Source organism: Serratia sp. CY84636, from assembly GCF_052166245.1.
GTDB lineage: Bacteria > Pseudomonadota > Gammaproteobacteria > Enterobacterales > Enterobacteriaceae > Serratia > Serratia nevei.
In genome coordinates this window covers 1,377,799-1,398,500 of the sequence record NZ_JBJNOX010000002.1, presented here as the reverse complement: position 1 = coordinate 1,398,500, position 20,702 = coordinate 1,377,799, and the positions used below count along the sequence as shown (strand labels likewise).

The 20,702-nt window shown below is 61.1% G+C and carries 15 protein-coding genes; 2 read left to right on the top strand and 13 right to left on the bottom strand.

Annotation, left to right across the window (positions count from 1 at the left end):
- The 4 genes from ACJ8QI_RS11190 to ACJ8QI_RS11175 all read right to left on the bottom strand — a co-directional run bounded on the left by ACJ8QI_RS11190 (window position 1) and on the right by ACJ8QI_RS11175 (window position 3,793).
- Window positions 1-417 carry an RbsD/FucU domain-containing protein gene (locus tag ACJ8QI_RS11190; RefSeq protein ID WP_060439695.1) on the bottom strand — a complete coding sequence of 139 codons (417 nt, stop codon included), beginning with the start codon at window positions 415-417 and terminating at the stop codon, window positions 1-3.
- Window positions 418-466: 49 nt separating this feature from the next.
- A complete protein-coding gene (locus ACJ8QI_RS11185) occupies window positions 467-1,228 on the bottom strand; it encodes an SDR family NAD(P)-dependent oxidoreductase (RefSeq protein ID WP_049201283.1) in 762 nt (253 codons plus the stop codon).
- Between the two features lie 21 nt (window positions 1,229-1,249).
- The gene (locus ACJ8QI_RS11180) at window positions 1,250-2,485 is read right to left on the bottom strand and encodes an MFS transporter (RefSeq protein ID WP_180547390.1); all 1,236 of its coding nucleotides are present in this window, start codon (window positions 2,483-2,485) and stop codon (window positions 1,250-1,252) included.
- 270 nt (window positions 2,486-2,755) lie between these two features.
- Entirely contained in the window at window positions 2,756-3,793 is a 1,038-nt protein-coding gene (locus ACJ8QI_RS11175) for a LacI family DNA-binding transcriptional regulator (protein ID WP_060420687.1), read from the bottom strand.
- 295 nt (window positions 3,794-4,088) lie between these two features.
- Here ACJ8QI_RS11175 and kynA point away from each other — a divergent pair, with 295 nt between their 5' ends.
- Together kynA and sbmC are read left to right on the top strand one after the other, a co-directional pair.
- Window positions 4,089-4,931 (top strand): tryptophan 2,3-dioxygenase, encoded by an 843-nt coding sequence (kynA, locus tag ACJ8QI_RS11170; protein WP_197833631.1) that lies wholly within the window; start codon window positions 4,089-4,091, stop codon window positions 4,929-4,931.
- A 23-nt stretch (window positions 4,932-4,954) separates the two neighbouring features.
- Window positions 4,955-5,422 carry a DNA gyrase inhibitor SbmC gene (gene sbmC, locus ACJ8QI_RS11165; RefSeq protein WP_089196003.1) on the top strand — a complete coding sequence of 156 codons (468 nt, stop codon included), beginning with the start codon at window positions 4,955-4,957 and terminating at the stop codon, window positions 5,420-5,422.
- 148 nt (window positions 5,423-5,570) lie between these two features.
- Here the strand turns inward: sbmC and ACJ8QI_RS11160 are convergent, their stop codons facing one another.
- From ACJ8QI_RS11160 to tssF, 9 genes are all read right to left on the bottom strand, one after another.
- Window positions 5,571-5,972 carry a hypothetical protein gene (locus ACJ8QI_RS11160; protein ID WP_442532486.1) on the bottom strand — a complete coding sequence of 134 codons (402 nt, stop codon included), beginning with the start codon at window positions 5,970-5,972 and terminating at the stop codon, window positions 5,571-5,573.
- Window positions 5,973-6,147: 175 nt separating this feature from the next.
- On the bottom strand, window positions 6,148-6,636 hold the full coding sequence (locus tag ACJ8QI_RS11155) for a hypothetical protein (RefSeq protein WP_442532485.1): 489 nt from the start codon (window positions 6,634-6,636) through the stop codon (window positions 6,148-6,150).
- A 1-nt stretch (window position 6,637) separates the two neighbouring features.
- Entirely contained in the window at window positions 6,638-10,897 is a 4,260-nt protein-coding gene (locus ACJ8QI_RS11150; protein WP_442532484.1) for an RHS repeat-associated core domain-containing protein, read from the bottom strand.
- Window positions 10,898-10,968: 71 nt separating this feature from the next.
- Window positions 10,969-11,415, bottom strand: coding sequence for a DcrB-related protein (locus ACJ8QI_RS11145; RefSeq protein ID WP_107226401.1), 447 nt, complete (start codon window positions 11,413-11,415; stop codon window positions 10,969-10,971).
- 55 nt (window positions 11,416-11,470) lie between these two features.
- Window positions 11,471-13,399 carry a type VI secretion system Vgr family protein gene (locus ACJ8QI_RS11140; RefSeq protein ID WP_442532483.1) on the bottom strand — a complete coding sequence of 643 codons (1,929 nt, stop codon included), beginning with the start codon at window positions 13,397-13,399 and terminating at the stop codon, window positions 11,471-11,473.
- 143 nt (window positions 13,400-13,542) lie between these two features.
- Window positions 13,543-14,988: a serine/threonine protein kinase gene (locus tag ACJ8QI_RS11135; protein WP_442532482.1), complete on the bottom strand. Its 1,446-nt coding sequence runs from the start codon at window positions 14,986-14,988 to the stop codon at window positions 13,543-13,545.
- A gap of 49 nt (window positions 14,989-15,037) precedes the next feature.
- Complete coding sequence (gene tssH, locus ACJ8QI_RS11130) at window positions 15,038-17,692, bottom strand: type VI secretion system ATPase TssH (RefSeq protein ID WP_442532481.1); 2,655 nt, start codon at window positions 17,690-17,692, stop codon at window positions 15,038-15,040.
- Between the two features lie 56 nt (window positions 17,693-17,748).
- Window positions 17,749-18,819: a type VI secretion system baseplate subunit TssG gene (gene tssG, locus ACJ8QI_RS11125; protein ID WP_442532480.1), complete on the bottom strand. Its 1,071-nt coding sequence runs from the start codon at window positions 18,817-18,819 to the stop codon at window positions 17,749-17,751.
- Window positions 18,816-20,702 (bottom strand): type VI secretion system baseplate subunit TssF, encoded by a 1,887-nt coding sequence (tssF, locus tag ACJ8QI_RS11120; protein WP_442532479.1) that lies wholly within the window; start codon window positions 20,700-20,702, stop codon window positions 18,816-18,818. Before tssF ends, tssG begins: the two co-directional genes overlap by 4 nt.

The window sequence follows — 20,702 nt, the reverse complement described above, 5'->3', positions numbered from 1 at the left end:
TCACACTACCGGCGCCACCGTCAGCAGCAGGTTGGCGAAGCGGCGCTGTTCGCCGGAGGCGATCACCAGCAGTGTCCGATCCGATTTGACTGCGGCGTAGAACGCCTCGCGCGGCAGGTGCTCTACCGGGCAATGCGCCGGCAGCAGCTGCCGGTATTCGGCTTCGATGGTATTGGTGAAGTCTGGCGGGCAGGCCATCAGCGTGGCGCTTTCCACGTTGATGCAGGCCAGCAGTTTTTCCAGGATTGGCGGGGCGGCGAGTGTGCCGGGCGCCAGGTTCAGATAGACCACGGTGGCGTCTTTCGGCGCGTGGGTCACGCAGGCGTAGTTGCCGTCGGCGATCAGCACCTGAGTTTTATGCCCGCATTGCGCCAGCGCGGCGAGCAGCGGCGGGTGGGTGATGGCGGATTTGATCATAAAGCGATTCCTGAATGAGAGGGCGGCAGCCGTGCCGCCCGCGGTTGAACTACATGCGGTAGATGCCGCCGTTGATGTCGAGGGTGGCGCCGGAGATGAAGCCGTCGTATTCCGCTGCCAGGAAGGCGATGGCACGCGCCACGTCGTCCGGCGTGCCTGCGCGGCCCAGCGGAATGGCGCGAACGGTTTCCTCCGCCGATGCTTGGGTGGTGTGGCGATTATGGAAACGGGTGCCGAGGATCAGGCCGGGCGCCACCGCGTTCACCCGGATGCCGTATTCACCCAGCTCCGCTGCCAGCGAGCGTGTCCAGGTGAGCACCGCACCCTTGGTGGCGGAATAGACCAGCGAGCCGGAGTGCCCGCCGGCGCGGCCGGCCTGCGAGGCCAGGTTGACGATGCTGGCGCCGTTTGCCGCCTTCAGGAACGGCAGTGCGCTCTGGGTCACGTTCAGCATGGTGGTCATGTTCACGTCGATCACGGTTTGCCAGAAGGCGCGGTCGATCTCGCCCAGCCATTTGCGCCCGACGATGCCGCCGACGTTATTGACCAGAATGTCGATGCCACCGAGAAACTCGGCGCCGGCCGAGACGCAGCGCAGCGTTTCGTCGGTATCGATGAGATCGGCGTAGCCGTAAGCGGCCTTTTGCCCCAATGAATGGGCCAGCGCCACCAGCGCTTTGGGGCCGCTTTCGTCGCTGTGATAGTGAAAATAGATGTCGCAACCGGCCTTGATCAGCCGCTCTGCGGTGGCGCGGCCGATGCCCTGTTCCGCCCCAGTGATAAAGACCTTTTTGCCCGCAAGATCGCCCATGATTGACTCCTTATTGGTTCGTTAAGCATTGATGACGCCTTCACGCTGTTTCGCGCAGTAGAAAATGCAGATCAACCCGGTGGCCAGCAGGCACGAGGCCAGGAAAAACAGCCCCGGCGCGCTACTGCCGGTCAGATCGTTCAATACGCCCACCGCATAGGGCGCGACGAAGCCGCCGATATTGCCGATGCAGCTGACCACCGCCAGCCCGGCGGCCGCGGCCGCGCCGGTGGAAATGTTGGCGGGCATGGATAAAAACGGTGGTACGGCGGTGTAGATGCCGATGGCGGCGATGCACAGGAACGACAGCGCGACGAGCGGATCGTATTTAAAAAATGTCACCGCCCCCATCAGGCCGATAGCGGCGACCACCATGCTGAGGCCGGCGAACACGCCAAGCTTTTTGGTTTTGCTGGCCCACAGGCTCCACGGGTACACCAGCAGCGCGGCCAGGCCGTAGGGAATGAGCGCCAGCAGGCTGACGCGGAAGATATCGCTGCCGGAAAGGGCGGTAATGATCGACGGCAGCCAGGTGCCGAAGCCATAAATGCCGCACACCATGCCGAAGTTGAGCAGCGCGTAGAGCAGGTATTTCTTGTTTTTAATCCCTTTCAGGAAGTCGCCCAGCGTGATTTTAGAGCCGGATTTGGAGCGGCCGGCGTTGCTCATCAGCCAGGCCTTTTCCTCCACGTTCAGATAGCCGACGTCCTTGGGCGAGTTCTTGATCAGGAACGGGATCAGCAGGCCGATGACGATCGGCGGCAGCCCTTCGAGGATAAACAGCAGCTGCCAGGGAGCGAACCCGAACCAATCATGCTGAATATTGAGAATAAAGCCGGAAATCGGCGAGCCGACGGCGTTGGACAGCGGCTGGACGATGATGAACATGCCGAGAATTTTGGTGCGGTATTTTTCCGGGAAGAACACCGTGAAGTAATACACCACCGAGGGAAAGAATCCGGCTTCGCACACGCCCAGCATAAAACGGCAGATATATAGCTCCAGCGGCGTGCGTACGAAGCCGAGCAGGGTCGCGAAGATACCCCAGGAAATTAATATTCTGGTGAACCAGATGCGCGGGCCGAATTTAATGGTGCCGGCGTTGCTGGGTATTTCAAACAGAAAATACCCGATAAAGAAAATCCCGGAGGCGAAGCCGAAGGCCGAGGCGGTCAGGCCCAGGTTATCTTCCAGCGCTTTGGCGGCGTAGGCCATGTTATTGCGATCGAGAAAGGCCAGGAAATACAATAAAATCATGAGGGGGACAATATGTAGCGTCAATTTCCTGATAGCGCTGCGTTCAATATCCTGCGGCTTGCTTATTTTCATTTTGATATTTCCAATGTGGCTAATCGGAATAATAGAGGCCCGGCCCATAACCCTGAGCTGAACGTTAAATAACGGCACGACGCTGATTCATTGAGGCGCGGGCATCCCTTAAGCGCGACGGCCTTTTCCTTTGTTTTTGGCTGACACCGATCCGGACGATGCCGCTACGCATCGCCTGGGAAGACGCTGTTATTTCAGTTAGCCGGCGGCTTTGACCGAGCGCCGGCTGATGACCGTCGGCGGGAAGAGAAACTCGCCGGGCGGTTGCGCATCATTGTTGATGCGGCCGATCAGGCGCTCGACCATCAGCTGCGCCATCTCCGCCAGCGGCGGCCTGACGGACGTCAGCCCCGGTTCGGCCAGGCCGGCCAGCGCGATATTATCGATGCCGATCACCGAGATGTCTGCGGGTACCTGGACGCCGGCGGCGCGCACCCCCACCATCAGCCCGATGCCCAGCGCATCGTTAATCGCCACGATACCGTCCGGGCGCGGCGTCAGCGCGAGCACGCGCGGCGCCAGCGTCAGCCCCAATTCAAACATTTCCGTGTCGCCGTAGGCGCTGTTGGCTTTGCCTTCGATCACCCGTTGGCGTTCGCTCAGGCTGTGCCCCAGCGCACTTAGAAAACCGTCGATTTTGTGGCTGCGCCCGACGGTGAGCGTCGCTTCGGTGGCGAACACGATGTGTCGGCAACCGCGTTCGAGCAGGTGCTGCGCGGCCAGGCGCCCGGCGGCGACATTGTCCATCGATACGCTGTCGAACAGCGGGGTATCGATGGCTGCCCGTTCGGGAAACGGATTGTCGTAGCTGACGATCTTCATGCCCCGCTCGGCGGCCCGGACAAAATGAGTCTGGCGAATGTCGCTCGCCGCCACGATGATGCCGCGCACGCCATGCAGGAACATATCGTCGATAAACGCGGCCTCTTCCTGTTCCTGGCGGTAGGCGTTGCCGAGCAAGACGCGGTAGCGGTGAGCCCGCGCCGCACCGTCGATCGCATGCGCCAGCGCCGAAAAGCTCGGGTTGACGATCGACGGCAGCAGCAGGCCGATGATCTTGGCCTGCGGTGCGGGCACCGCCGCCGCCCGGGCCGGGCGGTATCCCAGGGTCGCCATCGCTTGTTCGATGCGCTCACGGGTCTGCGCGCTCATCTGGTGGCTGCGGTTATTCAGCAGGTTCGACACGCTGCTGATGGACACGCCGGCCAACCGTGCGACATCACGAATATTTGCCATTTGCCGATACCTTGCTGCCTGCCGTTAGCCTGCAATCTATAAGGGAAGCCGGCCGCAGGCAAGCCACAACCGGGGCACCGCGCGCATGGGATCGCGCATTTGTGAGAATCGTCAGGCGGCAGCCGTGTTGTTTACTAAACAACAAGGGGGAGGGGGCAATGTGTTAACGCAGATGAGTGAGATCTGCGAAGCACCTCTCGTTTATCGCCCTTCGGGGCGGCGGGTTCTGTACTATTGTTTTCTCTTTGCGGCACGTTCCAGGCCGATGGGGCGCTGGGCGCAACGGAGAGAACAGATGAACAAACGGGAATTAGAAAGCGCGATTGTCACCGATTTTTCCAAACGCATGAGCTATGGCGACTACCTGTGCCTGGACTCGCTGCTGGACTGCCAGCACCCGCTCTCCAACCCGCCGCATCATGACGAAATGCTGTTCGTGATACAGCACCAAACCTCCGAACTGTGGATGAAGCTGATGCTGCACGAGCTGCAGGCAGCGCTGCGGCTGGTGCAGCAGGACAAACTCAGCCACTGTTTCAAAATCCTCGCGCGCGTCAAACAGATCCAGCGGCTGCTGTTCGAACAGTGGGCGGTGCTGGAAACGCTGACGCCGTCGGAGTACGTCGAGTTTCGCGACGTGCTGGGCAGCTCATCGGGCTTCCAGTCGCACCAATACCGGTCGATCGAGTTCCTGCTCGGCAACAAGAATGCGGCGATGCTGGCGGTGTTTAGCAGCGATGCGGAAAAGCACGCTGCGCTGAAGGCGATCCTCGAAGCGCCGAGCCTGTACGACGAATACTTGCTGTACCTGGCACGTCACGGCCTGCCGATCCCGCAGGAGTGCCTCGAGCGCGACTGGACGCAGCCCTACCAGCGTAACCCGGATCTGCTGCCGGCGTTTAAAGTGATCTACGACAACCCGCAAACCTACTGGGAAGCCTATGAAATGGCGGAGAAGCTGGTGGATATCGAGGAGAGTTTCCATCTGTGGCGTTTCCGCCATATGAAAACGGTGGAGCGGATCATTGGCTTTAAGTCAGGTACCGGCGGTTCCAGCGGCGTCAGCTTCCTGAAAAAGGCGTTGGATCTGACCTTTTTCCCCGAGCTGCTGGACGTGCGCACCGAAATCGGCGCCTGAGATAATGAGAGAGGATAAGGGCGATGAGCGTGAGGATTATCGATAAGGCGGCGGAGAAGGTGGTGGGAGTGAGAGTCGTGGGGCCGTATCCGCAGACCATCCCGCAGGGCTCGCAGCAACTGCTGGCATGGCGGAAACGCCACGGCGTGCCGTTTGGCAAATGGCTGGTGCTGTATTGGGACGATCCGGCGGAAGTGGCGCCGGAAAAGCTGCGTGCCGACGTAGTGATAAGCGTGGCGGACGATTTCGCGCTGCCGGCGGGCAGCGAGGGCGTGACCGTGCAGACGCTGCCCGCAGGGCAGTATGCGGTCTACCACGTGCGCATCAGCGATGGCGACTTCGAGCGGGTGTGGGGCGAGTTCTATCAGAAGCTGCTGCCGGCCAGCGGCTACCAGCCGGTTGAGGGGGTGAGCTACGAACACTATCTCAACGACTGCGAAGCCGACGGCTATTTCGACCTCGATATTTACCAGACGGTGAAGAAGTGGTGAGACGGCGCGGTAGCGTATCAAAAGGCTCTTTGGGAGCCTTTTGATGGGGTATTTAAAGACTCATTTAAAAGAGGGGAATTCATAAGAATAATTATTCCACGCCTATATCATAGAATGTATATTTAAGGTTTTTATAAACCTATTGTTTTCAGCAAGCGCCCCTAATAGAGCGCCAGTTAAAAATGAAACCCAGCAACTTTATCTTATATCTTGCTGGTTGTGATTCACCCGTCGCCGTGATTATTGTTATTCTGTTTTTGTGCATTTCCGACTCTATTTTCTGAATATAGATATCCAGATTTTCATTTTTATATGAAGGTATTGGGTCATATGGGTACTCTATGACTTTTATCCCGCTTATTTTTTCTGCGATCGCCTTCCTGATGTCTTCATCTATATCCCATATGGGGACCGCACAGCTGTTATCATAAAGTACTTTTTCGTTAGAGTTAGGGATGGATACTTCTTTTTTAAATAAACGAAACTGCTCTTCGTTACCATCAAACAGTTGCCTGTTTGATGGGGTAATGACAATTTTCTCTTTGTTCATAATATTTAAATAGATCTAATGAATAAATGATTCATGTCTTTATTGATTGTTAGTGTGTGAAGTGAAGATGTAATTATTTGCGATATTCGAGGGGGGGTGAAAAATCACACACACTCTGCATTATGGAATGAGTGTGTGAATTTTTATATAGTATTGTGGATGAGTTTCCTCTTTTTTAATAAATTATGTTATTCCTTTTGCAATATTTTCGCCATTCATCCTCAGTATGAAATGCACTGCGATAGTTGCACGCTATTGTTCCCGTTAAATTATGTGGGTCATAAGCGGCGTCAATATGCCCCCATGAACCACTAACTGGAAGTTGTATATGAGTTTTTTCATAAAACCATGTTCGAAGATTTTTGGTAATAGCACCTTCTACTTTTTTTTGTATTCCCATCATGAGTTTTTCAGGCGCAAAACGCCAACTGCAAAGCACTGCATCTGTAATGAAGGCCCCGGAGAAGTCGGCAATTATATATATATCGCCGGTTTTTTCTTTTTTTGTACTGATTATTGTTCTGTATGATGTAGTCCTACCATCTGATTTTTCTGGCCAACCCTCCCACAATCTGGAGCCTTTTATTAGCATTTCTCGGGTTGTCGCTGTACCTAGCGTTATTCCCGCAAGTTCTAGTGTTCCGTCATAAGTATCTAGTTGCATTTTACAATCCAATTTCAAAAGGCTTATCAATTGGCTCAAGAACAGTTTTATAGTTAGAAAGGAAAAATTGAGTTCCTCCGCCTTCGCCGAATCTCGTTGGGTCTTGAGATATCGCTTTACCTGTTCCTGCAATCGTTTCTCTTTTTACTCTATATGCTTGTATTTTAGATCTATAACCAAATTTTTCATGTGGAAGCACCTGCAAACTTTCCCATAGCTTGGCTCTACTGCCACCTGCAGCATCTAGCGTCGCCTTGTTGAAGTAAAAACCAGATTGCCCTGGAGCGCCGCCATAAACAATGTCACCTTCTTTCAACATGATATTTGACCAAGAGTCTCGTCCTTTGTAGATACCTCGACCTTGCCATTGTCGACCAAAAGCTGCCTGATTATGATCGTTGGCTTTGGTTGCTGCGCATCGTGGCTTCCATCCCCAAGGATCCACCCAACCCAGCGGATTCGGCGCGTATTGGTACAGGTTGATCCCGCCGGCCAAACCTATCGGATCGTGCTGGGTAAATCTGCCGATATCCGGATCGTAATAGCGGAACAAATTGTAGTGCAATCCCGTTTCCCGATCCAGGTATTGCCCCTGCAGGCGCAGGTTTTGGGAGTAATCCAGATCTTGCTGATTTTCCTCATACTTTATGCGGCCCCAGGCGCTGCTGTGGCTCTGCCAGCGCAGCGTTCCGTCGCTGTCGGTCAGGCTTTCCGGTTCGCCGTTCGGCGCCGTGTGGAAGTAAAATACCTGGGCCGGCGCGTGGCCGTCGATGCGCGCCAAAGGTTCATAGCTGCCCTGATCGGCATAGACATAGGTGAGGGGCATGCCGTCGCGAGTTTCCTGCAGCAGCCGGAAACCTTCCCACAAAAACGTGGTGGTTTGGCATTTGCCGGCCGGTTGGCGCAGATCCTGACTTTGCTGCCACACCCGCTTTTGCGTGCGCCGCCCGAGCGGATCATAGTGGAAATGCACATGCTGCTGGGCTTCGCTGCGATGCTGGCTGTAGCGCACCACCTCGCAGAGGCGATGATCGGCGTCGTAGAGATATTGCCAACGGTAGTGGCCTTTGCGTTTTTCCACCGTGCGGCCAAAGACATCGTACCGGTAATCAATTCCCTGATAATGCAGTACGCGGTTGTGCCGCTGGCGGAATTGCCCCTCATCCAGCAGGTTGGATGCCGGATCGTACCGGTAGCGCTCGGTATCCGGCAGCGTGCCGTCCCGGCTCAGCAATCGACCGGTGGCATCGTACTGATAACGCTGGTAGGAGAACGGGTTGGCGTTGTGTTCTTCGCGCGTCAGGTTGTTTTGATAGTCGTAAGACCACTGGCGCGAGCTGCTGGCCGGCGCCGGGCGCTGGCGGTTGTCATTGAAGATCTCCCGCCGGTCTTTGCGCCCCAGCCGATCATAATGCACTCGGCTGGTCAGGCGACCCTGCGTACGGCTCAGTTCGCGGTGCAGATTGTCGCGCTCGAACTCGCTGAGGGTGATATCGTCCAGCGCCAGCTGCAGCAGGTGGCCGCTGCCGTAGTACAGTGCGCGCAGCGTGCGTCCGTCGGGCAAGGTGGTTTGCGTGCGGTTACCCATCGGATCGTAATCATAGCGTAGCGTACCGTTGGCACCTTGCTCACGGGTCACCCGCCCCAGCAAGTCATAATCAAAACTGACCTCGTTCTGAGCCGCTGTCGGCTCGTCATGCCAAGCGTTGCCGCGGTAGCTGGCGGCATGCAGCAGTTGGCCGAGCGGACTGTAGCGGTAGCGGGTTTCTCCATCGGGCGTCTGTTTGCTCACCAGTTGGCCGGCGCCGTCATGGCTGAAATAGTGCGAGAAGGCGGCGGAGGTATTGGCGGCGAAGCGGCGCTCGACGACCCGGCGGCATTCGTCGTAACGATAGCGGGTGCTGACGCCGTCCAACCCGATTTCTTCCTGCAACAGGTTGCAGGCCGTCCAATGGAACAGGTAGCTTTCCGCATTCTCGTTGCACAGCGCCGTTAATCGGCCGCGGGCGTCGTAGTGGCGCACCACTTCGCCATCGAGCGGATTGCGCGTGGCCAGCAGGCGGCCGGCTGCGTCATAGCGATAATGCGTCAGGCGCCCATCGGCCCCCTGATAGCGATCCAGCTGGCCCTGCGCGTTCCAGCTCAGCGTCTCCTGCCAGCCCTCGGCGCGCTGCAGCTGTGTCAGGCGGCCGGCGGCATCGTAGCGGTAATGAACGCGTTCGCCGGCGGCGTCGGTCACCTCGCGGAGCCAGCCTTGAGCCGTATATTTGTAGAGGGTTTGTTTGCCGGAGCAATCGCGGGCGCGCAATAATTGCCCGTGCTCATCATAAGCGAAATGGCTGATGCCGCCGTTGGCGTCGACGGCTTGCACCACCTGACCATAGCCATCGCGCAGGTAGCGCTGGCTATGGCCGAGCGCACCGATCTCGGCAATCAAGGCACGGCGCTCGTCGTAGTAGAAATGCTGCGTGGCGCCGTTGGGCTCCTTGACGCTGATCGGCAGCGCGCGCTGTGGTAGCCAACCGGTGAGGCGGATATGGCCGAGCGGATCTTCTTCCTCGACCAGATTGCCGACTTCATCGTAGCGGAAATGCCAGCCGTGGCCGAGCGGATCGCGCGTGGCGATCAGCATGTCCTCGTCATTCCATTGGTAATGCCAGACCTCACCACGCTCGTCGGTATATTCGACGATCAGCCGTTGGGCGTTCCAGCGGTGCTGGTGCCGCAAGCCGTCGTACTCGGTGACCGTCGTTAACCCGGCGGCCAAATCGTAGTCGATTGTACAGCCGCCGCCGGCGTTGTCGCGGTGTTCCACCACGCGCCAGTCGTCGAACATCGCCCATCGATACTCGAAGCTGGGCCCACCGGCCTGTTGGTGGCGGGTCAACAGATGTTGGGCGTTATAGTGAAATTCACGCGTGACCAAGCCGCCGGCGTCGATCACCTGATGCAGATTGCCGCCGTCGTCATAACGGTAGCGCACGCGTGGTTCGTCGTTATGCCGCAAGGCGGTGACGCGATCGTCAAAGCGCGGATCGCCGTATTCCAGCCGCAATGTCATGGCGCCGGCGCTGTCGACGATGCGGCTCAGGCGCTGTCGTTCGTCGTAGTTCAGCAGCAGCGCGTTATCGTACTCATCGCTCAACGACACCAGCCGCAGGCGGGAAGGGTTCTGCGGCAGCGGCACGAACAGCCGCCAGACGCTGCCGTCGGTGTCGGCGATCAGCAGCTGTCCCTCTTCACCGCGGCGGAACATCAGCCCTTCACCGGCGCTGAAGCTCGGCTGGTTCACCTCAGGCAGCGGGAAGCGTAGCTCACGACCGGTTTCATCATGCAGGCAACACTCAACGCCGCCGTCCCGGTCGCCAAGATCGACCCAGGTTTCAAAAGGCGTGCGCCAGCCGTGGCCAAACAGTCCCTGATAGTCATTGCGGCTGTTGTAATTGCGCTGCCAGACCAGCGGAAAGCGTGCCGGCAGCAACAGGTCCAGATCTTCTTCGCCGTTCAACACCTTGGCGCCGGTGGCGGCATGCACCGGGTTAAAGGCGGCGTGGATCGCTTCACCGAGGGCGTTAACGCCCGCCGCCGCCAGCCCGCCGCCGATCATGCAAGGCAGGTTCTTAACCAGTTTGGCCGGATTACCGAGCAGCAGCGGCAGTACGGTCAACGCTAAACCGATACCCGGCAGCTTGCCGCTCTTGATGTCGCGTACCACCACCGCTCCGCCGCCGATCTGCACATTTTTGGAGGCGTCGGTCGAGACTTTCGCCTCGCAGGTTGAACGGTCATTACTGCGTACGGCCGGTTGGCCGTTGATAAATACTTTACTGGAGCCTTCCGCCAGGTATTGCGGAAGCGGATGTTTGTCACAGCTGATTTTATCTTCTTCCAGCGGTTGGCTGGGCTGGCTGGGGCCGGCGACGCTGGGCTGCCACAGCTGCGAGAGGATATTACCGCCGGTGGCCAGCAGCTCGGCGCCATAATCCCAGAAGCTTTGTGGCGGCTGTGGCGCCGGTAACGCTTTGATCTCTGCGGGCGTGAGTAAGCGACCGGCGGCGCGTGCCGCCGGTTTGGCGTTGGTGAAGACATTGGGGGAACCCGTGAGAATGACGCCGGAGACGGAAGGCGGGAAGAGCCAGTTGGCCACGGCGTCGCAGCCGTTGCTGATATGTTCCCCGACGCCGGTCAGGCTGGTGGCAAAACCGACGATCAGCCCGGCGCCAACGCAACCGGAGGCCGCCGTCGCCGCTGCGCCGAGCACCGCCACCCCTGCCAATGCCCGCCAACGCGCTGGTGTGGATCAGTTCGTCATCCTTTCTTGCTGCTCAGATCTCAGCCATGGCTATTGTTCACTGTGTTCAAGACCAGCGACGCTTTCACCTGCTGCCAGTGAGCGTCATCCTCGGGGGTGAAGGGGCGCATGGCGGCATAGGTGACGATCAGTAACGTCTGGCTCTCGTCCGGCTGCACCGCCAACTGATGCTGATGATGGTGGTGTCCGGCGCGGATAAAGAGACTGGTGACTTCAATCGCCTTGAGATGGCCCTGCGGCCCGGCGCTGATGCGCCGGCGCGGCGACTGTTGCAAATCGCTGATCTGTGGCAGCAGTGCTTGCCACTGCTTCTCGAATTCGTCCTCCAGCGTGGCACCTTGCGGAATGATGCCGCGGGTGATGACCAGCGAGGCGCCGGTTTGCGGGTTTTTGAGAATATTGACCGTGCAGTCCTGCCAGGCGATGGCGGGGAGGGTGAAATAGCCTTCCTGGAAAAGGTAATCCATGGATGTCCTTGCAAGTAATCAGGGGGAAAGGGCGCGGCGCAGGGCCGCGTCGGCATCAGGATTTCGGGAACAGCTGATCGACGGCGCTCTGGATCGCCGCCTGATGGCCGCCGCCCGGTGCGGCGGTGCGCGCGGCGCCGCCGGGCTGGTTGAGATCCAGCTGGCCGCCGGTATTGATCTCTCCGTCCTCTTTCACCGTGATATTGAAGCTGGTGCCGGTGATGTTGATTTGGCCGTTCGCCAGCAGCTCGATCACGCTTTCGCCGCATTCCAGCCGCAGCGATTCGCCGGAGCCGAGGGTAAAGGCGTTAACCACGGCGTCGCTGCGGGTTTTGCCGGTCAGCGCGGAGGCATCGCCTTTGACGCCGGTGGCCTGATTGAGCACCACCCGTTTGATCTGGTTGCCGCCCACCAGGTGGGTGTGGTCGTTATCGATGGTGTGGCTCTCATCGTTTTTGACCTGGGTGTCCATGTTGCGTTCCGCCTGGATCCACACCTGTTCGGCGCCGGCCTTGTCTTCGAAGCGCAGGGCGTTGGCGTTGTCGGCGGTGCCGTCCTTGGTGCGGCTCATAAAGCCCATCTGGGTGGCGGCGGCCGGCAGCGCCCACGGCGGCATGCTGGCTTCGTTATAAACGCGCCCGGTAACGATCGGCCGATCCGGATCGCCGTTGATAAAGTCCACCACCACTTCGTCGTTGACGCGCGGGATCTGCACGCCGCCGTAGCCCTGACCGGCCCAGGCGCTGGAGACGCGCACCCAGCAAGAGCTGCCGTCGTCCTTCGGCCCGAAGCGGTCCCAGTGGAATTTCACCTTGATGCGGCCGTATTTGTCGGTCCAAATCGATTCGCCGGCCGGGCCGACCACCCGGGCGGTCTGCGGCCCGTGGGTTTTCGGCCAGGTGGCCTGCTGCGGCGGGTGCCAGGGCACGTCCGCCGGCAGCACGACGAAGTCGATACGGTGTTCGCTGCTTTGATCGTCGCCGCTGGCATAGCGGTTCTCTTTCAGATGGTAGTTGGCCTGCAGCGTCAGGTACTCGCGGTTGTCGTCGGAGTGCGGGGCGTTATACAGCGTAAAGGTGCTGCCGGGAGCGATGCCCAGCGCGGTGGCGGTGCCCCGGATCTGCTGATGTTCGGCCTGCCAGGCTTCCTGGCGCACGCGGGCGTAGAACTCCCCCTGCTGATGCTCGGTGTAGCGGCCCGGCCAGTCGTAGACGTCAATCTGCCCCGGCGTCGGCGAGACCGGGTTTTGCCGCGCCTGGAACAGCCAGGCGTTCGGCTTGCGGAAATCGTAGTCGTCCAGGCTGTAGATGCCCGGCGTGACGCGATCGGACAACGTCCACTGGCTGATGCCTTCCTCGCTGGTGCTGCCACCGGACGGCGTCAGGTGATAGGGGATCATCTCGTAGCCGGGATAGGGCTGGTGGTGGTGGGGCGCATCCCCGAGCACCAGCGTGTGTTTGCCCATCTCGTGTTTGAAATAGTAATAGATGCCCTCCAGCTCCATCAGGCGGCTGATGAAGTTGAAGCTGCTTTCGTTGTACTGCACGCAGTAGCCCCACAGGCGATAGTCGCCGGTCAGCTGATCTTCCAGCTGCACGTTGTGCTCCGCCAACAGGGTCTTGACGATCTGCGGCACCGTCTGTTCCTGGAAGATGCGGAAGTTGCGGTCCTTGGTCATCGGCCACAGATCCGGCTGCACGTGCAGGCTATACACCGCGTAGCGGGTGCCGCCGATCTCTTCGCTGCTGACGGCGATGGCGGTGATCTTGCCGTTCAGGTAGCGCGGGGCGCTGAGAAAGCCCTGAGTCGGGATCTCCAGCGTCAGCGGTTGGCCGAGCAGCGCTTTGCGATCGAGCCGCGCGTCGGTGCTCAGCAATTCAATAGAGAAGTCGAAAGGGGTGGAAAGCGCTTCGATGCCGTCCAGTGAGCGGAACAGCAGCTGCTCCTGGCCCAGCGGCGTGTGCGCAATAATGCGATCCAACATGAGAACGTCCTCTGTGATTGACGTCGTGTTCTGCTTACCCCAGCGTTGCAGCGGCCTTGCCGCGCGGCCAATGAGGGTGGGCAGCGGTGCGTCAGTCTCATGAAATAGGGGAAACCCCGCCGCGGCGGGGCTTCAGAACGGAATTAACCGGCGGTGGCCGGATTGACCAGCCAGGTGCCGGCGGTGTCGATGCTGAGTTGCTGCCGGCGGAGCCGATCGTTGTGGCGGATCTCCAGCTGATAACGGCCCGGCGCCAGATTCAGGCTGGCGAAGCCGTTTTCACCCGGCGTTACCTGCTGCGGCCTGCCGTCGAGGCTGACCTGTTCGCCCGGCTGCAGTTTGAAGTACACCAGCGCCACCGGCTGCGGTGGCGGCGCCGCCTTTTCAGGTTCCACCGGCGCAGATGGCGCGGTTTGCGGCGCGCTCGGCTGCTCCGTCAGGGTTTTCTGCGCCGGTGACGCCTCGGTATTTTGCGCTACGGCCTGGGTATCGTCCTTGCCGCCGCTCAGCCAGGCGACGGTGCCGATCACCAGCAGTGCCGCGACGCCGGCGCCGGCCATCATCGGCCGCGAGAATTGGGTGCTGCGCGCGGTAACGGCGCCGGCGGCTGCGGCTGCAGCGGCCGGGTTGGCGGCCACCAGCAGGTTCTCCGGCGCGGCGGCCGGCGTGCTGATGATTTCGTTTTCATCGGCGATCGGCAGATGCAACAGCTCGGCCATTTCATCGATGGTCTGCGGGCGGTCTTCCGGCTTCAGCGCCAGCGCGCGGTCGACGGTGCGCAACAGCTCCGGCGAGTAACCGGCGGGGCGACGCTCGGCCAGCGGCTGATAGCTGTCTTCGATGCTGCGCACCACGCTGACCGGCGGCGGCGAACCGACGATCAGCGTGTGCAGCACGGCGCCCAGCGCGTAGATATCGGTCCAGGGTCCCTGTTCGCCGTCGCTGTTCTCGGTGTATTGCTCGATCGGTGCGAAGCCCGGCTTCAGCATGATCTCCGTTTCGTCCGACAGGTTGCCGATCTCTTTGCGCGCCGACCCGAAGTCCAGCAGCACCGGCAGCTGGCTCTCCTGAATTTGGATGTTATCCAGCGAGATGTCGCGGTGCAGGTAACCTTCCTGATGGATGGTGTTGATGGCGCTGAACAGCGGCGGCAGCAGCCGACGGATCCACGCCTCGTCGATTTTCTCCGGCTGCTGCGCCTGCAGGTTCTTCAGCGTGGTGCCGCTGTAGAACTGGGTGCCCATGTAGGCGGTGCCGTTCTCTTCCCAGAAGCGCAGCACGTGCAGCAGGCCGGGGTGCGAGAAGCGGGCCAGCAGGCGCGCCTCCTGAATAAAGCTGTTTAACCCGGCCTGGAAGGTTTTGCCGAAGCGCTCGCCGCGCAGCCCGATGCTGAGATCGTCGTTGCGTTTCGCCAGCGAGGTCGGCATGTACTCTTTGATGGCGATGGTGCGTTCCAGTTGGTGATCGTAGGCGCGGTAGACGATGCCGAAGCCGCCTTCGCCGATCGCTTCCTGGATCTCGAATTCGTTGAATCGATAGCCGCTCGGCAGGCTGTTCGAATTCGGTTTGGTTATCCCGGTTCCCGACATAGTGATGACTCTCTGTGTTCAAAGGGCCGCCGTCTCGGCGGCCGCGGCGTTATGCCTGAAATTGACAAATGAATTCGTGGTTCTGCAGCGCGATATGCAGCTGGCGATAGCGCTGGTCGTTGGCGCTGCCGGTCAGCAGGGTGTGGCTGATCTGCGGCAGCAGGGTGTTGGTCAGGATGGCGTCGACCATGCGGCCGCCGGACTCCACCTCGGTGCAGCGGCTGACGATCTGCTCGATGACCGCGTCGTCGAAGGTGCAGACGATGTCGTGATTCTCCGCCAGGCGACGCTGGATGCGCCCCAGCTGCAGGCGCACGATGTTGCCCAGCGTGGCGTCGGTCAGCGGGTAATACGGCACCACCAGCAGGCGGCCGAGCAAGGCGGCCGGGAACATCGACAGCAGCGGCTGGCGCAGCGCGCCGCTCAGCGCTTCCGGCTCCGGCAGCAGCTCCGGATCGCTGCACAGCCCGGCGATCAGCTCGGTGCCGACGTTGGAGGTCAGGATGATGATGGTGTTGCGGAAATCGATATGGCGGCCTTCGCCGTCCTCCATCCAGCCCTTGTCGAACACCTGGAAGAAGATTTCATGCACGTCCGGGTGCGCCTTCTCGATTTCGTCCAACAGCACCACGCTGTATGGGCGGCGGCGCACCGCCTCGGTCAGCACGCCGCCTTCGCCGTAGCCGACATAGCCGGGGGGCGCGCCTTTCAGCGTCGAAACGGTGTGCGACTCCTGGAATTCGCTCATGTTGATGGTGATGACGTTCTGCTCGCCGCCGTACAGGGTTTCCGCCAGCGCCAGCGCGGTTTCGGTCTTGCCGACGCCGGACGGCCCGGCCAGCAGGAACACCCCGACCGGCTTGTTCGGATCGTCCAGCCGCGCCCGCGAAGTGCGCACCCGGCGGGCGATCAGATCCAGCGCATGGCGTTGGCCGATCACGCGCTGGTTCAGGGTGTCGGAGAGTTGCAGCACCGCCTCAATCTCGTTTTTCACCATGCGGCCCAGCGGGATGCCGGTCCAGTCGGCCACTACTGCCGCCACGATGTTGGCGTCGACGGCGGCGAAGATCAGCGGCGCCTCGCCCTGCAGCGCGCTCAGCTGCTGCTGCAGTTCGCCCAGCTGGGCGCGCAGCGCGTCGGCGTCAGGGCGTGCCTGCGTCTCTTCTTCAGTAGACTCTTCTTCCTGCCGGTGCAGCTGGGCGCGCAGTGTGATGATCTCTTGGATCAGCGCCAGCTCCTGCTGCCAGCGGTCGGTCAACTGTTCCAACTCTTGGCGCAGCGCGGTCAGCTGGGTTTCAATCTCCTGCGGGCGCAGGGGATCGCCGATGCCCACCTTGGCCTCGCGACGGGCGATATCCAACTCTATCTGCAGCGCATCGATGCGGTGGCGGCAGTCTTCGACCTGGGCAGGCTCGGCATGTTGGCTGACCGCCACGCGCGCGCAGGCGGTATCCAGCAGCGCCACCGCTTTGTCCGGCAGCTGGCGGGCAGGAATATAGCGATGCGACAGCCGCACTGCAGCGTCCACCGCTTCATCCAGCAGCAGCACGCGGTGGTGTTGCTCCAGCGGGCTGACGGTGCTGCGCAGCATCAGCAGCGCTTTGTCTTCGCTCGGCTCCTGTACCTGGACCACCTGGAAACGTCGGGTGAGCGCCGGGTCTTTCTCGATGTATTTCTTGTATTCCGACCAGGTGGTGGCGCCGATAGTGCGCAGCTGGCCGCGTGCCAGCGCCGGTTTCAGCAGGTTGGCGGCGTCGCCGGTGCCCTGGGCGCCGCCGGCGCCGATCAGGGTATGAATTTCGTCGATAAACAGAATGATCGGCGTCGGGCTGGACTGCACTTCGTCGATCACCGCCTGCAGCCGTTTTTCAAACTCGCCTTTGACGCCGGCGCCGGCCTGCAGCATGCCGATGTCCAGCAGGCACAGCTTCACGTCGCGCAGCTGCGGCGGCACGTCGCCGGCCACGATGCGCAGCGCCAGGCCTTCCACCACCGCGGTTTTCCCGACGCCGGCCTCGCCGGTCAGCAGCGGGTTGTTCTGGCGGCGGCGCATCAGGATATCGATGATTTGCCGGATCTCTTCGTCGCGGCCGGCCACCGGATCGATCTCGCCGTTGCGCGCTTTGGCGGTCAGGTCCTGAGCATACTGCGCCAGCACGCTTTCACCGCTGCGCGGCGCGCCGGATACGTTCTCGGCGCTGCTTTCCGCCGGCGCATCCTGGGCGTTTTCCGCCGAGTGAGCGGTGATGGCGGCGAACTGTTCCATCAACAGATCGGCGTTGATGCGCTCGAACTGCGGGGAAATGGCCTTCAGCAGATGGCGCAGGCTGTAGGTTTTCAGGATGCCGAGCAGCAGGTGGCCGCCGCGAATGCGCGCCGCGCCGAATTTCAATGAGCCATAGACCCAGGCGCGTTCTACCGCGCTGTCGATGTGCTCGGACAGATCGGAGATGGCGCTGGCGCCGCGCGGCAGGCGGTCGAGCGCCTCGACGATGTCGCGCGCTAGCTGCGCCTCGTCCAGCGCGAAGTGGCGGACGATCTGCTGCAGATCGCCGTCCGGCGATTGCATCAGCTGATGCAGCCAGTGCGCCAGTTCGACGTAGGGGTTACCGCGCAGCTTGCAAAACGCCGTCGCACTTTCCAGAGAGGTGAATAACAGGCTATCCAGTTTGCCAAATAATACCGAGCGGCTGATTTCAGACATGGTTTTCCTCAGGTCTCAGAGTGGCCTGGCGCCGCAGGGCGCCGGCCGAAATAGGGTCAGAACGGATTTTCCAGCGGTTCAGGGCTGAAGATCAGATCGTCGAGATCGCGTTGCCGCCGATCGTCGGCCAGCCAGCTGCTCAGGCCCAATCGCTGCGCGCCGCCGAGCTGGAGGCCGTGTGCCTGTTCCTTCGCCAGGATCAGACGGACTTCCCAGACGAACTCGATGCCCAGGTATTGGCGCACCCAGTCGCGCAGCTGCCGGCACAGGTCGGCGCCGGGCAGGAAGCGGTCATAGTCCCACTGCGGCATCGGCCCCAGCTCGATGCGGAATTTGTGCTGAATATCGCGCACCGCGATGCCGAGAAAGGCCGACTCGCCGAGCCGCGGCGCACCGCGCCCGGCCTTGAGCCGCGCCTGTTCGCGCGGTTCCACCCGCAGCCAGTGCGGCACGTTTTCGACGATGCGCACCGGCACCTTGAAATACTGCTGCAATATTTTGCTCAGGCCCTCCGGATCGCGGCTGTGGCGAATCAGATGACCGGCCATAAAATGCTTGGCGTGGGCGTTGAGGCTGTCGCGTTCCTGTTGCGCCGGCTGGCCGATGCCGATCAGGCTCGACAGGTATTCGTCGAAGCGCCGGTTGTCCGGGCGATCCAGCGATACCGTCGGCTGCGCGTCGGCCCAGGCGCGGTAAAACAGCAGCGTCAGCCGGTGATGGAACAGGTTGGTGAACGCCAGCAGGGTGGTGTCCTGATGGTGGTACACCCGTTCGCGTACGTATTCGGTCAGGTGCAGCGGCAGCGGCCCGTTGGGGCCGAACAGGCCGAAGCTGAAGATCGAAACGTCGTGCAGCGGGCTGTTGGCGCGTGGCGCTACCTGCGCCAGCGTGGAGGGCGCGAACGACAGCGACGGCTCCTGGCCCAGGCGCAGCATCTCGTGGCGCGGCAGCGGCGCTCGCCCCAGCAGATAGGGTTGGCCGCCCTGGGCGTCGATGCGTCGCAGTAGTTGAAACAGATCGTGCTTGTAAGGCGCACTGCGCAGCCGCGGCCAGAAGTCGTCCGGCAGCCGATACAGCGCATTGATCTGCGGCGGCGCCAGTTCGGTGGCGATCATCTCCGCGCTCATATCAGCGTCCTTTTGCCCATGCGCGCCTGCCAGTGGGCGATTTCGCCGCGCTGCTGGCTGGAGAGCGTCATCTCGGTGAAGGTGTTCATCGCCACCAGGCGCGAGAACAGGCGCTCCAGCACGCTGCCGAGCAGGTAAGGGCTGTTGCCGGAGAACGCCTGCTCATCGACCGTCAGATCGATGGCGATACCGCGTGCGAACACGATCGGGCCCGGCTCCGGCACACGCCGATAGACCGGCCGCAGGTTGCAGTGGCGCACGCCCTGGATCTGTTTGGCGATCGCCGGTTCGCTCAGGTTACCGTACAGCCCCATCAGCTGGCGCAGGCTGGCGGCGCCCTGTTCCGGATCGCCGTCCATCATGCTGAGGTAGTTCAGCTGCAGCTGGCTGATCAGCCGCCAGGTGATCATGCCTTCGGCCAGCGCCGGGCGCGGCGGAGTGGGGCCTTTGCGCAGCGAGACCTGCTTGATCGGGATCGAGTCGGGCATCACGAAGTTGCCCTGATCCTGTTGCAGCAGCATCAACGGCAGGTCGCGGCTGGTGCACAGCACGTCGGCGGTGAGGTATTTCAGATCGCTGTGCCACGGCGATTGCCGCTCGTCCACCAGCGACACGAACACTTCCGAACCGGCATAGCCGGTGCGGGTGCCGTAGCGGCGGGCGTGCTCCGACAGCGTGCGCTGTTCGCGCCGCAGCGAGAAGTAGGCGCCATAGTTGCCGTCGTCCGCGCTCAGGGTGCTGTAAAACGGCCGAAACTCTTGCTCGTAGCGTTTTTCGCTGGCGCTGCCGCCGAGCCGCTGCACCGAGAATACTTCGTAATCCAGCGGCCGGATATTGTCGACCACCAGATGGTATTCGTGGTTTTTTTCGTTGATCGCGATGCGTTCGGCGACCTTCGGAAACAGGTTGATCACCGGCGTGCAGTGCAGCGCCAAATGGGCGGCATCGACCACCCGTTCCAGCGCGGCGTCGTGCCGATCCAGCAGCACCACGATCTCGAACTGACGCAGCGCCTTTTTCCCTTCGCGCACGCTTTGCAGCAGCGGGCGCAGGCCGTTGACGCTGAAGAACTGGAAGCGCGCCGGGAAGGCGAAGTACTCCTGCAGCAGCCGGTAGCCTTCGAAGTTGCGCAGGTCGTTGGGCAGCAGCGCCTGATCGGCGGCGAAGCCCTCCTGCCGCAGCCCGTCCAGCGCCAGCGCGCGCCGCTGCGGCTGCGCCTCCACCGTTTGGCAGACAAGCCCGACGCTGTGCTGCATCAGCAGTTCCAGCAGCTGCTGCGCCTGCATGTCCGGCCCGGCCAGGTAAAACATCAGCTGATCAAGCCGCAGGTTGTTGAGCGTCACGCTTTCGTAGCACTCGAGACGAATGCGCAGCGCGCTGACGCAGCCGCTGTGCTGCAGCCCCAGCGAGGCCAGCGGGATATCGGCCGGAATGCCGCCCAGCTCGATGCCGGCGATGCGCACCGGCTGCAGCGTGACGTCATGGGCGGTGGTGTAGCTGCAGGTGATGCCGCTTTTCTTCAGCGTCTGGCTGTCCATCATGGTGCCGCGCGGCACCACGAAGCCGTTGCTGATGTCGCCTTTGCTGCTGTCCGGCTGCAGCTCGGCGATCGCCATCGACGGCGTCGGCGACAGGTAATTGGGGTAGATGATCTCCAGCAAGCGCTGAGAAAAGCGCGGGAACTCGGCGTCCATTTTCAGCTGCACGCGCGAGGTGAGGAAGGCGAAGCCCTCCATCAGGCGCTCGATATAGGGATCCGCCACCTCGATGCCGCGCATGCCGAGACGGCCCGCGACCTTCGGGTACTGTTCGGCGAACTCGGCGCCCATCTCACGCAGATAGGCCAGCTCGCGGTTGTAATAGTCTAAAAGTTTACTGTCCAT

Bases quoted from the DNA above. Each gene is read 5' to 3' on its own strand.
- ACJ8QI_RS11190 (WP_060439695.1), bottom strand. From the start codon at position 417: ATGATCAAATCCGCCATCACCCACCCGCCGCTGCTCGCCGCGCTGGCG.
- ACJ8QI_RS11185 (WP_049201283.1), bottom strand. From the start codon at position 1,228: ATGGGCGATCTTGCGGGCAAAAAGGTCTTTATCACTGGGGCGGAACAG.
- ACJ8QI_RS11180 (WP_180547390.1), bottom strand. From the start codon at position 2,485: ATGATTTTATTGTATTTCCTGGCCTTTCTCGATCGCAATAACATGGCC.
- ACJ8QI_RS11175 (WP_060420687.1), bottom strand. From the start codon at position 3,793: ATGGCAAATATTCGTGATGTCGCACGGTTGGCCGGCGTGTCCATCAGC.
- kynA (WP_197833631.1), top strand. From the start codon at position 4,089: ATGAACAAACGGGAATTAGAAAGCGCGATTGTCACCGATTTTTCCAAA.
- sbmC (WP_089196003.1), top strand. From the start codon at position 4,955: ATGAGCGTGAGGATTATCGATAAGGCGGCGGAGAAGGTGGTGGGAGTG.
- ACJ8QI_RS11160 (WP_442532486.1), bottom strand. From the start codon at position 5,972: ATGAACAAAGAGAAAATTGTCATTACCCCATCAAACAGGCAACTGTTT.
- ACJ8QI_RS11155 (WP_442532485.1), bottom strand. From the start codon at position 6,636: ATGCAACTAGATACTTATGACGGAACACTAGAACTTGCGGGAATAACG.
- ACJ8QI_RS11145 (WP_107226401.1), bottom strand. From the start codon at position 11,415: ATGGATTACCTTTTCCAGGAAGGCTATTTCACCCTCCCCGCCATCGCC.
- ACJ8QI_RS11140 (WP_442532483.1), bottom strand. From the start codon at position 13,399: ATGTTGGATCGCATTATTGCGCACACGCCGCTGGGCCAGGAGCAGCTG.
- ACJ8QI_RS11135 (WP_442532482.1), bottom strand. From the start codon at position 14,988: ATGTCGGGAACCGGGATAACCAAACCGAATTCGAACAGCCTGCCGAGC.
- tssH (WP_442532481.1), bottom strand. From the start codon at position 17,692: ATGTCTGAAATCAGCCGCTCGGTATTATTTGGCAAACTGGATAGCCTG.
- tssG (WP_442532480.1), bottom strand. From the start codon at position 18,819: ATGAGCGCGGAGATGATCGCCACCGAACTGGCGCCGCCGCAGATCAAT.
- tssF (WP_442532479.1), bottom strand. From the start codon at position 20,702: ATGGACAGTAAACTTTTAGACTATTACAACCGCGAGCTGGCCTATCTG.